The sequence below is a fragment of the Thiocapsa sp. C2-2m genome, from assembly GCF_041903745.1.
GTDB lineage: Bacteria > Pseudomonadota > Gammaproteobacteria > Chromatiales > Chromatiaceae > Thiocapsa > Thiocapsa roseilacustris.
Genome location: NZ_JBBWVD010000018.1, coordinates 102,643 through 115,183, shown reverse-complemented (window position 1 = coordinate 115,183; position 12,541 = coordinate 102,643). Strand labels below are relative to the sequence as shown.

The following is a 12,541-nucleotide window of genomic DNA, read 5'->3' as shown; positions in this document are numbered from 1 at the left end:
GTCGCGATCATCTCATCCTTCGCGGTTGAATGACGATGCCGAGACCGAAAGCGCCACCCCGACACATCGCGATCAGCGATCTTGTGAAACTCTGGGAGCAGGACGACGCGAAGCGCGCTGCCCTCGACGAGGGTCGCCGGTGGATCGCGGCAACCTTTTATGATCGCGAGCTTGAGACGGTTGAGGTTGCGCGCCGCCATAAGGGTTGGACCCAAACCGGTGTCGTGGAGGCGATGCCAGCCGTAGACGCAACCGATCCCGATTGACCGGGATCGCATCCCATGCCGCTCGATTGTCAGCCCGGACAACGCGTCCGCCATCCCGAATTCGGCGAAGGGGTGGTGCTGGCCGTCGCCTCCGACGGCTCTGTGCGAGTCTTCTTCACCGGCGGCGAGCGGCAGGTCTTCGCCGCGTCGCTCTAGCTCGTCACCAGTCGCACCGAGGCGATCATCGCGCATGTCCGGGGCGGCGCGGAGCGACTGCGTCATGCCTGGCTGCATCTGGAGGCCCACGCGCTGCCCTTGATCGACAACGCTGCGGCGCTGACCTCCGCGCAGATCGATCTGCTGCCACATCAGGTGGTGTTGACGCATCAGGTCGCGACCGCCGCGCCCCGCCGCTTTTTGGTGGCCGACGAAGTCGGGCTCGGCAAGACGATCGAGACGGCGCTGATCCTGCGTGAGCTGGCCAGTCGCGGCGAGCTGACGCGTGCCCTGATGGTCGTCCCCGCGGGCCTGGTCAACAACTGGCACCGCGAGCTGAACGAGGTCTTCAACCTGGATTTCGAGGTGTTCGGCACCGAGGGAGACGTCACCGACCGCAAGAGCAACGCCTTCGCCAGGCACGACCGCCTCATCGCCAGCGTCGACACCCTGAAGCGACCGGCGCGCATCAAACGCCTTCTTCTACGGCAAGCTGCGCGAGTATTTGCTCGATGGATTCGATATTGCCAAGCAGCAGGGCAACCAGGGCCGGGCGCTGGGTTTCGTGATCACGATCTTCCAGAAGATCGCCGCGTCCAGCTTCGCGGCGGTGCGCGGCACGCTGCGGCGTCGGCAACTGGCGCTCACCCTGCACGAGGCCATCCTCAAGGATCAGGCACTGGATATCGATGGACACCAGGCATTGATCGATGCGCCCCGGCATTTGATCCACGAGCAGACCGGTCTGCCGGATGATCCGCTGGGGCGGGGCGAGGTCGAGCGTATCCTCGCCGACCTCAAACTCCGGCTGATGCGCAGGCTGGACGAGGAGCAGTTGGCCAGCGTGGCGTCATCGGAGTCGGCGGAGACACTGACCGCCGAGGGTGAGGAGTTGGCTGCGACGGCGGTCGCGCTGGCGCTTCCCGAAGAGCGTCTGCGCATCGCCGAGGTGCTGGCCGCCTTTCCGTCCGAGCGCGAGACCAAGGCTGGAATCCGATGGACATGGAGCAGCGGATCGGACGCATCCATCGCTATGGCCAGAAGGACACGGCGCAGGTCTACAACCTGGTCCTCTCCGATACCATCGAAGGCCGGATCTTCCTGCTGCTGAACGACAAGCTCAACGAGATCGCCCGCACCCTGGGCAAGGTCGACGAGCATGGCAACGTCACGGAGGATCTGCGGGGTCAGATTCTCGGTCAGTTGAACGACCGGCTGAGCTACGACCAGCTCTATCGCGAGGCACTCTCCGATCCGGAGCTGAAACGCACCCGCGAAGAGCTGGAAGCGGCCATGAGCAACGCCCGTGAGGCGCGTCGGGTGGTCTTCGAGCTGTTTCAGGATCTGGATCGGTTCAGCCTGGACGACTACAAGCCCCTCGCCGATATCGATGCAGGCAAGGCGCGGCTGGTCGCCTTTTTACGCGCGGCCGTCGAAGATCAGGGCGGTCGCTACCGCGAGATCGACGCGTGCCGTTTTGAATTGACGCTCGACGCTCAAGCGGCGCCGATCCTCTGCACGCTGGACAGGGATCTCGCGCAAACCGACGACACGCTGGTGTTGATGGGGCTCGACCATCCAATCCTGGGGCGGCTGTCGGAGCGGTGGCGGAGCGCGCCGCCGTCCGGGATCGGCGCGGTCGCGAAGGGCGACCTGGAGCAACCGATCGTCCTCAGTGTGTGGTGGGTGCAGTCCTTCGGCGGTGGCTCGGGCGCGGGCGCCGACATCATCCCGATACCCTACGCCCGGCTCGGTCTCCAGATAGCCGGGTTCAGCGACCAGCGCCTGCAGAACGGCGTATTCCTTGCGCGAGAGGTGGACGGGCGCGCCGTCGAGCGTGACCAAGCGCAGGCCGAGATCGATCCGCAGGTGACCGTCGTCGAAGAGCCCGCCGGGCTTGGCCGCGTCGCCGACGCTGCGCAGCAGGTTGCGCACGCGGGCCAGCAGCTCCTGCACCCCGAAGGGCTTGGTTGCGCAGCTCCTTCTCGTAGGTCTTGGTCTTCAGCTTGCCGGATGCGGGTATCTGCTCGAGGTTCCCGACGTTCGCGATGTCCGTATAGGTCTTTTGGTTATGGGACTTTCTACTCATTGGCTGGATCTCCTCCGGTTGGTGGCCGCCCGGCGGCGGTTTGAACGCTTGCCGCTTTTTGCCCGGATAACGAACAGCCTGAAGTTTCCTGAGAATTTACCACGGTCCGATTCTGTCATGGTCAAGCCACCATGCGCAGAAGCAGCTGGACGCAAGGATTTTTCCGACCTTTTTGGAGCCGCGGTTTAAAATTTAATATTTTTTAATACTCTAAACCTCGCCAGCTCCGGCAGTCGTCGGAGCTGGCGCGGCCAAGCCATTTCAACAAATGACGCATACCGCACCGGGTGCGGTTTAGTTCTGAAACGCGCCGACTAAAAGGCTTATGATTACTCGGGGCATGCGAGCCCTGATCAGTTTAATATTTTCACTCCGGGCGCGGTTTATGGGCCTTGAAATCGAGCGTAAGTTTCTGGTTGAGAACTCATCTTGGCGCGATGCTGTCGAGGATCGCGAGCCGATTCTCCAAGGCTATCTGGCCGAGGCGGGCCGTGCCACGGTCCGGGTGAGGGCGAAGGGCGAGCGCGGCTTTCTGACCATCAAGGGCAAGACGACGGGCGTGACCCGCTCCGAATTCGAATACGAGATCCCGATCGAGGACGCTCGGGTCATGCTTGAGACCTTGAGCAGTCTGCCGCTCATCGACAAGGTGCGCCATCGGGTGCGTTGCAGCGCCCATGTCTGGGAGGTCGATGTCTTCGCCGGCGAGAACGCCGGACTAGTGCTCGCGGAGATCGAGCTGGCATCCGAGGACGAGCCGTTCGAGCTGCCGGATTGGGCCGGGGCAGAGGTGTCCGACGATCCGCGCTATTACAACTCAAACCTGGCGCGTCATCCGTTCTGCCGTTGGTGAAGAGGCTGCAGCGAGACGACGACATGTGGTGGCGCGCGAGACATCTCCTGATTGATATCGACCGCCAGACCCTCGGTCTCTACGAGGGTGAGCGGCGACTGGACGAGTATCGGGTTTCGACCGGGCTGAAGGGTGTCGGAGAGGAGCTCGGCAGCGGCTGCACGCCGCGGGGCCTGCATCGGGTGCGGATCCGGATCGGCGACGGATGCCCTCTCGGGACCGTCTTCCGGGGACGTCGGCCGACCGGCGAGATTTACAACAGCGCTTTCGCCGCGGAGCATGCCGGGCGCGATTGGATCTTGACTCGGATCCTCTGGTTGACCGGGTGCGAGTCGGGCCGCAACCGGGGCGGCTGTGTGGATACCCTGCGCCGGTTCATCTACATCCACGGCTGCCCGGAAACCGAGCCGATGGGCGTCGCGCGCTCACATGGCTGCATCCGCATGCACGCCCCCGAGTTGATCGATCTCTTCGATCGCACGCCTGTCGGAACGCCTGTGCTGCTGTTCGGTACGGGTGAGCCGGAACCGTCGGCAGTGAGCTCGGCGTTCGGTACATCCACGGCCATTCGCGGGGACGCGGTTTAAAATCATATATTTTTTATCTCTTAAACCGCGCCGGCTCCAGCGGTCGTCAACTCTGCCGGGGCCGATCCCATCCAAAAACATTGCATACCGCGTGGGGCGCGGTTTAACGGGGGGTGTCGGATCCCCGCCGTCTTCGGCGCGCTCGGTAGGCCGCGATTTGCTGCATGATCTGGGGAAAGGGCAGGTGCTCGAGGGCGCCGAAACGTGCGATGGCGGCGAGGATCAATTCGCGCACGTCGGCGATCTCGGCAGGGGCGGGTGCCTCGGGATCGAGTGCGACGGCGATGCCGCGTAGTCCGCCGATCTGCAGGCGCATCGCTTTCGCGTGGGGTAGCGCGCGCTGCTGGTCGTTGGTCTTGAGTGCGAACCTGGCCTGCCGACGCAGGAGGTCGAGCAGGGCGATGCAGGTCACCTGCGCCTCGTCTGAGCCGCAATGCACACCCTCGCGCTCGGCGATACAGAACTTCTTGGCCTCCGAGCAACTGCACTGATTGGTCAGGATGCCTTTTTCGTAGGCGCAGTAGCGCTCGTTCATGGCGCGATAGGTTCGACGAAAGGCATCGCTGTCCAAGTGGCTATCAACTCCCGGAATCGGTAGGAATCTTGAAACGCTGAATCAGGCGGCGATCGCGCTTGGTGGGGCGGCCGGATGTGTCTCCCGCACCGGCACCGGTATCGCGGCGCTCGCGCAAGATCTCTTGGCGTTTGAGTCGACTCGACTCGTCCTCGCTGTAGAGCAAGGCCGCTTCACTGGCCGAGCGGCGTTGCTTGCTTAGGCCGAGAACCTCGATGTCCCAGACGAGACCGCCTTTGTGGATCTCGATACGGGTTCCGATCGCGATTGCCCGCGCCGGCTTGGCGCGCAGAGCCTTGACCTTGATCTTGCCGCCGTTGATCGCCTCGACGGCGAGATGGCGGGTCTTGAAGAAGCGTGCCGCCCAGAGCCATTTATCCAAACGGACGCTATCCGGCGAGCCGTTGACCTCACTCATCGGTGGCACGCGGATCGGCATCGGCGCCATGCGAATCCACCCGTTGCGCATCCACAGGAACGAGCAGGGGATCGAGCTCGCCGCGTGCATCGAGCATGGCGAGATCGTCGTAACCGCCGATATGGCGATCGTCGATGAAGATCTGAGGCACCGTATGTCGGCGGCTGCGTCGGCGCATGATCGCCATCTGCTCGCGATCACGGTCAACCGAGATCTCCTCGAAGTCGACACCCTTGCGCTGGAGCAAGTGGCGTGCGCGGGAGCAGTAGGGGCAAATCATCGTGGTGTAGATGATGATATGAGGCATCGTGGTCTTCACCTTGCTGACGGTGGACGTTCAACGACGGTTTGGAGATGATGGCGAAGCTTCGCCGTCCGGGGTGCCGGCCGTCAACCCGACCTTGAACCTGGAACAGGATCATCATGTACCGCGACACGCCGCACCCGATACATCGCAGAGACTATCGTCCGCCCGAATTCCTGATCGACCATGTCGAGCTCAGGTTCGAGCTGGATCCGGATCACACCCGCGTCGAGGCTAGCCTGCAGGTGCGCCGTAACCCGGCGGCAACCCGCGGTGACGGCACGTTCAGGCTCGACGGCGAACAACTGGACCTGGAGGAGGTGGCGATCGACGGGCACAGACTCTTGCCTGCCGAGTACCGCGTGGAACCGGATTCGCTCACGCTGCAGCGGGTTCCGGACCGTTTCCGGCTCGCGACGCGTGTTCGTATCCATCCCAATCTCAACACCGCCCTCGAGGGCCTTTACCAATCCGGCCAGATGCTCTGTACTCAGTGCGAGGCGGAGGGTTTTAGGCGGATCACCTATTTCCTGGATCGCCCCGATGTCATGGCCCGCTATCGGACCACGCTGGTCGCCGATCGCGATCGCTTTCCGATGCTCCTGTCCAACGGCAATCGAATCGAGGAGCGCGTGCTCGAGAATGGCCGACATCTGGTCTCCTGGGATGACCCCTTTCCCAAGCCCAGCTACCTCTTCGCCTTGATCGCGGGCGACTTAAGTGCGATCGAGGATCGCTTCACGACGGCATCCGGCCGCGATGTCGTCCTGCAGATCTTCGTGGAGCCGCACAATCTGGATAAGTGCGACCACGCGATGCAGTCGCTGAAGAAGGCGATGCGATGGGACGAAGAGCGCTTCGGTCGGGAGTACGACCTTGATGTCTACATGATCGTGGCGGTGAGTCATTTCAACATGGGCGCCATGGAGAACAAGGGCCTCAACGTCTTCAACGACAAGTTCGTGCTGGCCCGCGCCGACACCGCCACCGATGTCGACTTTCAGGGCATCGAGGGCGTCATCGCGCATGAGTATTTCCACAACTGGAGCGGCAATCGCATCACCTGCCGCGACTGGTTTCAGCTCAGTCTCAAGGAAGGCTTCACCGTCTATCGCGATCAGGAATTCTCGGCCGATGTCGGCTCGCGAGGCGTGAAGCGTGTCGCCGACGTACGCCTGCTTCAAGCCCATCAGTTCCCCGAGGACAGCGGTCCGATGGCGCATCCGGTGCGGCCCGACTCCTACGTCGAGATCAATAATTTCTACACCGCGACCGTCTACAACAAGGGCGCCGAGCTGGTGCGGATGCAGGCGACCTTGCTCGGCCCGGAGCTGTTCCGCAAGGCCACCGATCTCTACTTCACGCGTCATGACGGCCAGGCCGTGACGACGGATGATTTCGTTGCCTGCATGGAGGACGCGAGCGGGCGCGATCTCATGCAGTTCCGTCGCTGGTACTCCCAAGCCGGGACTCCCGGTCTGCACTTCGAGGCCGCTTACGATGCCGAGCGCGCGACCTACAGCCTGCTGATTCGCCAAGAGATCGCACCGACACCGGGCGAGCCGGAGAAGGACCCGCTGCATCTTCCGCTGGCGATCGCACTGCTGGGTCCGGACGGACGGGAGCTAGCGCTTCGCCTCGAGGGCGAGCCGAACGCAGGGGATCCCGGGACACGCGTGCTGGAGCTGCGCGATTGGGAGACGCGGCTGTGCTTCGTGGACATTCCCGTTCGGCCGGTGCCCTCTCTGTTGCGAGGATTCTCCGCTCCGGTGCAGCCGAGGTTCGACTACGACAACGAGGACCTGCTCCTTCTCCTGCGTCACGACAGCGATGGTTACTCGCGCTGGAATGCCGCGCGGATCCTGATGCAGCGTGTTTTATCGGCGATGACGGCGGATCCTGCGGCCGAGGTTCCGGGGCGGTTCGTCGACGCCTTTCACGGCGCTCTGACGGACACCGAGAGCGATAAGGCGCTGCTGGCCGAGGTGTTGACGCTCCCATCCGAGTCGTCTCTTGGAGACCAGATGGAGACCGTCGATGTGGAGGGGATTCACCGGGCATGCACAGCGCTCGCTCGCATGCTCGGCGAGCGTCTCGCCGAGGAGCTCTCACGCATCTATCACGACAACGCCGACACCGAGTCCTATGCACCGACGCCCGATGCGATCGGCCGCCGGGCGCTCAAGAACCTCGCCTTGGGCTATCTGATGGCTGCAGGCAACGCGCAGGGTCTTGCGCTCTGTCGCGCACAGTTTGCCGATGCCGGAAACATGACGGACGCGATCGCCGCGCTGCGTCTGCTCGTGGATCACGGCGGCGCCCAAGGCCCGCCCGCACTCGATGCCTTTTACCGGCGCTGGTCCAAAGAGCCGCTGGTGATCGATAAATGGTTCAGTGTCCAGGCGACCAGCAGCCGCGAGGGGACCTTGGACGTCGTGACCGGCCTTTTGCAGCACCCGGATTTTTCGCTGCGCAATCCGAATCGGGTGCGCAGCCTCGTCGGCGCCTTCTGCACGGCCAATCCGGCACAATTCCATGCCGGCGACGGTAGCGGCTATCGATTCCTTGTCGACCGGGTGCTGGAGCTGGATCCGCTCAATCCGCAGATCGCGGCACGGCTACTCAAGGCGCTCATCCGTTGGCGCCGCTACGACACGGGCCGTCAGGCGCTGATGCGTGCCGAGATCGCGCGCATCCTTGCCGCCGATGAGCTCTCCAGCGATACCTTCGAGGTTGCCTCCAAGGCGGTGGAGGATGCCGAGCCTTCCGCGCGTCCGAGCGCGTCGTGACGGCGCCCGGGCGGGCGATCAGCCGGGCGGTCAGGCACCCCGGGGGATCGGTGCCCGTTTGGACTCCTCGGCGGCCTGGCATGCCGCGCAACGTCTCGCATTCGGCACATGTCGGCGCCGATTCGGCGGGATCTGATCGCCGCAATCGATGCAGAGCTCGCGGCCGTGCCCCGCGTGCGAATGGCGTTGGATTGCCGCGATTCTCAGCTCGGTTTCCCGTTCCATGTGGGCCTGCGCGCGATCGAGCACATCTGCAAATCTTTCCATCGGGACCTGCCCCCCTTGCTAGGAACGAAGCCCGAGTATCGTCCTGCCCGATGACCCCCTAATGACCTCTGGATGACGCCTTAGAGAATCCCATGCTCGGAATCGTCGATCGCTATCTGCTCTCGGAAGCGGCCAAGGTGTTCTCCGCCATCGTGGCGATCCTGGTGCTGGTCGTCGCGAGCATGCTTTTTTTGCGCACACTCGAGGAGGTCAACGTCGGGGCGTTGAGCGCGCATCTGGTGATCAACTTCTTGGCCTTTCAGATCGTCCGCGATATGCCGAACCTGCTGCCGCCGGCGTTTTTTCTGGCACTGCTGGTGACCTTGAGCCGGTTCTCGCGCGACAGCGAGTTGATTGCGATGAGCGCTTGCGGCATCGGCCCGCGACGGGTGTTTCGGGCGTTGCTGATCCTTGCGGTGCCGGTCGCCTTGGTCACCGCCTGGATCTCCTTGCTCCTGCAGCCTTGGGCGGCAGCCGGGATCCATCAGATCAGGATGCAGCAGAAGGAGCAGGCGGCACAGATCGCGGGGCTTCAACCGGGTCGGTTCTATCTCGAGCAAGGCGGGGAGCTGGTGCTCTATATCGGAGACATCGACCGCCAACAGTCGCTCGCCAATGTCTTTATCCTCGACCGTCGCGAGGATGTCGCCCGTCTGGTGGTGAGCCAGGCCGGGCGACATCGTATCGAGGAAGACACGGGCGACCATATTGTCACCCTGACGAGCGGGCACCGCTTCGACGGCGATCCGGGTTCGGCGGCCTTCATGATCGGGGAGTTCGAGGAGTATCGGATTCGCATCCGGGCGTCAGGCGCCGCGCAAGGCGTGATCTCCAAGCGCTCCACCACGCCGTCTCTCGACCTCTTGGCGTCGCCCGAGCTTCCCGACCGTGCCGAGCTCGAGCACCGGTTGGCCGCACCCTTGGCGATCCTCGTCCTCACCGTCGTTGCGATTCCGCTGGTGGCGCTCTCCCCGCGGCAGCGCAGCTCGGGCCGCCTCTCACTGGCTTTCTTGGCCTATTTCAGCTTCTTCAACCTGCAGCGACTGGCCGAGAATTGGCTCGCGACCGGCGTGACCCCGGTCTGGCTGACGAGCTTCTGGTACCAGGTCGTGATCCTCTGCGTCGTTTATCTGGTCTTGCTCCCCGAGAGCCTTTGGCTCAAGCGCCTGATCGCACGGGTGTCGGGCGGCCCGAACGGGAGGATCGGCGAGCAGCCGGGTTAGATCGGGAACCGGTCATGGATCGGTTGCCCTCGTCACCGCGGCCGCCCCGCCACCGCAAGGCCGTAGGTTGTACCGAGCCATGCGAGGCACAACCCACCATCGGCGCAAGTTGTTCTTCCTATCGTCAGCACAACCTACGACTCGCGGCCTCGGCGCATCGAGATTCCCGCGATCACGACGGCCAGGGTGACGACGGCAACGATAATGGTCGCAAGCGCGTTGATCTGGGGCGAGACGCCCATACGCACGCTTGAATAGATCACCATCGGCAGCGTCGTCGAGCCGGGGCCCGCGACGAAGCTGGCGATGACCAGGTCGTCGAGCGAGAGGGTGAAGGCGAGCAGCCAACCCGAGAGCAGGGCGGGCGCGATCAGCGGGAGCGTGATCGTCAGATAGACGCGCAGCGGCCGGGCACCCAGATCCATGGCCGCCTCCTCGAGCGAGCGGTCCATCTGGGAGAGGCGCGCGCGCACCACCACGGCCACATAGGCCATGCTGAAGGTGACATGGGCGATGGTGATGGTCGTGAAGCCGCGACCGTCGGGCCAGCCGATTGTCTGCTGCATCGCGACAAACAGCAGAAGCAGCGAAAGCCCGATGATCACATCCGGCATCACCAGCGGGGCGGTGAGCAGCAGCTCGAATCCGGTGCGACCGCGAAAGTGGCGATGGCGCACCAAGGCGTTGGCGGCCAGGGTCCCGAGCACGACCGCCAGGGTTGCGTTCACGGCGGCGATGCGCACGCTCAGCCAGGCGGCATCGAGCAACTGCTGGTTGCGGAAGAGCTCGACGTACCACTTGGTCGAGAATCCGGTCCAAACGGTCACCAAGCGCGACTCGTTGAATGAATAGATGATCAGCAGCAGGATCGGCACATACAAAAAGGCATAGCCGAAGGCGAGCACCGTCAGTAGGGGCCAGCGTCGACGCCTCATGGACGGCTACCCTCCATGCGCTGCTGCAAACGCTGCATCATGACGAAGGGCACGACCAGCAGCGCAAGCAGCACGATGGCGAGCGCCGAGGCGAGCGGCCAGTCCTTGTTGGAGAAGAACTCGGTCCAGAGCAGCTTGCCGATCATGAGGCTCTCGGGTCCGCCGAGCAGATCCGGGATCACGAACTCCCCGACGACCGGGATAAAGACCAGCATGCTGCCTGCGATGATCCCGGCCATCGAGAGCGGCAGCGTGACCTGCAGGAAGGCCCGCATGGGTCGGCAGCCCAGATCCGCCGCGGCCTCGAGCAGGCTCATGTCGAGCCGCGTGAGATTCGCGTAGAGCGGCAGGATCATGAAGGGCAGATAGGAGTAGACGACGCCGATGTAGATGGCCGTCTGGGTGTGGAGGATCGCCAAGGGCGTGTCGATCAGACCCAGCCAAATCAGAAAGTCGTTCAACAGACCGTTGGACTTGAGAATCCCGATCCAGGCATAGACGCGGATCAGGAAGGAAGTCCAGAACGGCAGGACGATCAGCATCAACAGGATGATCCGCCAACGCTCGGGTGTCGTCGCGATGGCGTAGGCCATCGGATAACCCAACAGCAGGCAGAGCAGGGTGCAGATGAAGGCGACTTGGAGCGAATTGAGCAAGGCGCTCAGATAGAGGTCGTCCTCCGCAACCATCATGAAGTTGCGCAGATTGATCTCGATGCGCAGCAGGCCCTCGTCGACCCAATGCCAGAGTGCGGTGTAGGGCGGCTGCGCGAGCGCCGGCTCGGCCAGACTGATCTGCAGCACGATGGCGAAGGGCAGCAGGAAGAAGAGCCCCAGCCACAGGTAGGGGATGCCGATGTTGACCAGTCGGCTTGTACGATGCTCGTGCGCGGAGCGATTCGGGGGCGGTGCGGGCATGGTGCTCGATGGGTCTGCGGACTACTCGGTCAGGACCACGCCGCTGGTCGGCGACCACTCGATGGCGACCTCTTGCTCCCAGGTCAGTGCCTGCTCGGTGCGCGGTTGGACGTTGGTCAGCGTCATTTCGACCAAGGCCCCGTCGCCGACGCGGATGCGATAGATGGACACGTCGCCGAGATAGGCGATGTCCTCGACCTGTCCCTTGAGCTGGTTGACCCCGTCGTCTCGGAAGTCCGTACAGAGCCGCATCTTTTCCGGTCGCACCGCGACCGTGACCGGGGTGCCGAGTACCAGGGGCTGGAAGGCGCGCATCCGCATGGGTCGGCCGACCCGGGTCTCGACCAGGACCTGATCGCCCTCGGTGGCCACCACCTTGCCTTCGAAGAGGTTGATCGAGCCAATGAACTCGGCCACCAGGCGACAGGTCGGGAACTCGTAGATCGCCGTCGGCGTGTCGACCTGCATGATCTGTCCGGCATCCATGACGGCGATGCGCGTGGACATGGTCATGGCCTCTTCCTGATCATGCGTGACGGTCACGAAGGTGATGCCGAGACGTTCCTGCAGGTTGACCAGCTCGAACTGGGTGTTTTCGCGTAGGCGCTTGTCGAGCGCACCGAGCGGCTCGTCGAGCAACAGGAGCTTCGGGTGCTTAGCCAGACTGCGGGCAAGTGCGACGCGCTGACGTTGTCCGCCCGAGAGCTGATCGGGCCGACGTTTGCGCAGATCGATGATCTTCAGCAGCTCCAACATCTCGCCGATACGCTCGCTGCGCTCGCGCCTCGACAGCCGATCCTGCTTGAGTCCGAACTCCACGTTCTGCTCCACGCTCATGTGCGGGAAGAGGGCATAGGACTGGAACATCATGTTCACCGGCCGCGAGTAAGCCGGCACATCCGTGACGTCCACACCGTCGATGTAGATCCGTCCGCTGCTCGGATACTCCAGCCCGGCGAGCAACCGCAGCAGGGTGGATTTGCCGCAGCCTGAGCTGCCGAGCAGCGAGAAGAACTCGCCCTGGAAGATCTCGAGACTCACGTCATCGACGGCATAGACGTCACCGAACTTCTTGGTGACACGGTCGATGCGCAGGTAGGGTACCGCCTTGGGATCCTGCCAAGGCTCGAGCGAACGGCGCTCGGCGTGCGTAGCCATCGGCG

At 63.5% G+C, this 12,541-nt stretch carries 15 protein-coding genes and 1 pseudogene; 9 read left to right on the top strand and 7 right to left on the bottom strand.

Features of this window, described 5'->3' with window-relative positions; all coding sequences use genetic code 11:
* Positions 1 to 35: 35 nt before the first annotated feature.
* The 7 genes and pseudogenes from AADX97_RS15570 to AADX97_RS15540 all read left to right on the top strand — a co-directional run bounded on the left by AADX97_RS15570 (position 36) and on the right by AADX97_RS15540 (position 3,951).
* Positions 36 to 266 (top strand): hypothetical protein, encoded by a 231-nt coding sequence (locus AADX97_RS15570; protein WP_374234428.1) that lies wholly within the window; start codon positions 36 to 38, stop codon positions 264 to 266.
* A gap of 15 nt (positions 267 to 281) precedes the next feature.
* The gene (locus tag AADX97_RS15565) at positions 282 to 422 is read left to right on the top strand and encodes a hypothetical protein (protein WP_374234429.1); all 141 of its coding nucleotides are present in this window, start codon (positions 282 to 284) and stop codon (positions 420 to 422) included.
* A gap of 156 nt (positions 423 to 578) precedes the next feature.
* Positions 579 to 872 (top strand): annotated as a pseudogene (locus AADX97_RS15560) (SNF2-related protein); the annotation flags it as partial.
* Positions 873 to 927: 55 nt separating this feature from the next.
* Entirely contained in the window at positions 928 to 1,533 is a 606-nt protein-coding gene (locus tag AADX97_RS15555) for a hypothetical protein (protein ID WP_374234557.1), read from the top strand.
* Positions 1,425 to 2,555, top strand: a complete 1,131-nt coding sequence (locus AADX97_RS15550) for a hypothetical protein (RefSeq protein WP_374234430.1) — start codon at positions 1,425 to 1,427, stop codon at positions 2,553 to 2,555. Before AADX97_RS15555 ends, AADX97_RS15550 begins: the two co-directional genes overlap by 109 nt.
* A gap of 341 nt (positions 2,556 to 2,896) precedes the next feature.
* Positions 2,897 to 3,364 carry a CYTH domain-containing protein gene (locus AADX97_RS15545; RefSeq protein WP_374234431.1) on the top strand — a complete coding sequence of 156 codons (468 nt, stop codon included), beginning with the start codon at positions 2,897 to 2,899 and terminating at the stop codon, positions 3,362 to 3,364.
* Between the two features lie 23 nt (positions 3,365 to 3,387).
* On the top strand, positions 3,388 to 3,951 hold the full coding sequence (locus AADX97_RS15540; RefSeq protein ID WP_374234432.1) for a L,D-transpeptidase family protein: 564 nt from the start codon (positions 3,388 to 3,390) through the stop codon (positions 3,949 to 3,951).
* Positions 3,952 to 4,054: 103 nt separating this feature from the next.
* On the opposite strand, the gene AADX97_RS15535 is transcribed toward AADX97_RS15540, so the two are convergent.
* The 3 genes from AADX97_RS15535 to grxC are packed head-to-tail and all read right to left on the bottom strand — an operon-like array spanning position 4,055 to position 5,250.
* Positions 4,055 to 4,522 carry a hypothetical protein gene (locus AADX97_RS15535; protein WP_374234433.1) on the bottom strand — a complete coding sequence of 156 codons (468 nt, stop codon included), beginning with the start codon at positions 4,520 to 4,522 and terminating at the stop codon, positions 4,055 to 4,057.
* 7 nt (positions 4,523 to 4,529) lie between these two features.
* Entirely contained in the window at positions 4,530 to 4,943 is a 414-nt protein-coding gene (locus AADX97_RS15530; RefSeq protein ID WP_374234434.1) for an RNA-binding S4 domain-containing protein, read from the bottom strand.
* Entirely contained in the window at positions 4,936 to 5,250 is a 315-nt protein-coding gene (gene grxC, locus AADX97_RS15525) for a glutaredoxin 3 (protein ID WP_374234435.1), read from the bottom strand. Before grxC ends, AADX97_RS15530 begins: the two co-directional genes overlap by 8 nt.
* A 116-nt stretch (positions 5,251 to 5,366) precedes the next feature.
* Here grxC and pepN point away from each other — a divergent pair, with 116 nt between their 5' ends.
* Positions 5,367 to 8,036: an aminopeptidase N gene (gene pepN / locus AADX97_RS15520; protein ID WP_374234436.1), complete on the top strand. Its 2,670-nt coding sequence runs from the start codon at positions 5,367 to 5,369 to the stop codon at positions 8,034 to 8,036.
* A 30-nt stretch (positions 8,037 to 8,066) separates the two neighbouring features.
* On the opposite strand, the gene AADX97_RS15515 is transcribed toward pepN, so the two are convergent.
* Complete coding sequence (locus tag AADX97_RS15515; protein ID WP_374238841.1) at positions 8,067 to 8,261, bottom strand: TraR/DksA C4-type zinc finger protein; 195 nt, start codon at positions 8,259 to 8,261, stop codon at positions 8,067 to 8,069.
* Between the two features lie 134 nt (positions 8,262 to 8,395).
* Between AADX97_RS15515 and lptF the strand changes: the two genes are divergently transcribed.
* Complete coding sequence (gene lptF / locus AADX97_RS15510) at positions 8,396 to 9,526, top strand: LPS export ABC transporter permease LptF (RefSeq protein WP_374234438.1); 1,131 nt, start codon at positions 8,396 to 8,398, stop codon at positions 9,524 to 9,526.
* A 134-nt stretch (positions 9,527 to 9,660) separates the two neighbouring features.
* Here lptF and AADX97_RS15505 read toward each other — a convergent pair whose 3' ends face one another.
* The 3 genes from AADX97_RS15505 to AADX97_RS15495 are packed head-to-tail and all read right to left on the bottom strand — an operon-like array spanning position 9,661 to position 12,536.
* Positions 9,661 to 10,461, bottom strand: coding sequence for an ABC transporter permease subunit (locus AADX97_RS15505; protein WP_374234439.1), 801 nt, complete (start codon positions 10,459 to 10,461; stop codon positions 9,661 to 9,663).
* A complete protein-coding gene (locus AADX97_RS15500) occupies positions 10,458 to 11,378 on the bottom strand; it encodes an ABC transporter permease subunit (RefSeq protein WP_374234440.1) in 921 nt (306 codons plus the stop codon). The genes AADX97_RS15505 and AADX97_RS15500 overlap by 4 nt, the downstream gene beginning before the upstream one ends.
* Positions 11,379 to 11,399: 21 nt before the next feature.
* On the bottom strand, positions 11,400 to 12,536 hold the full coding sequence (locus AADX97_RS15495; RefSeq protein ID WP_374234441.1) for an ABC transporter ATP-binding protein: 1,137 nt from the start codon (positions 12,534 to 12,536) through the stop codon (positions 11,400 to 11,402).
* Positions 12,537 to 12,541 lie beyond the last annotated feature (5 nt).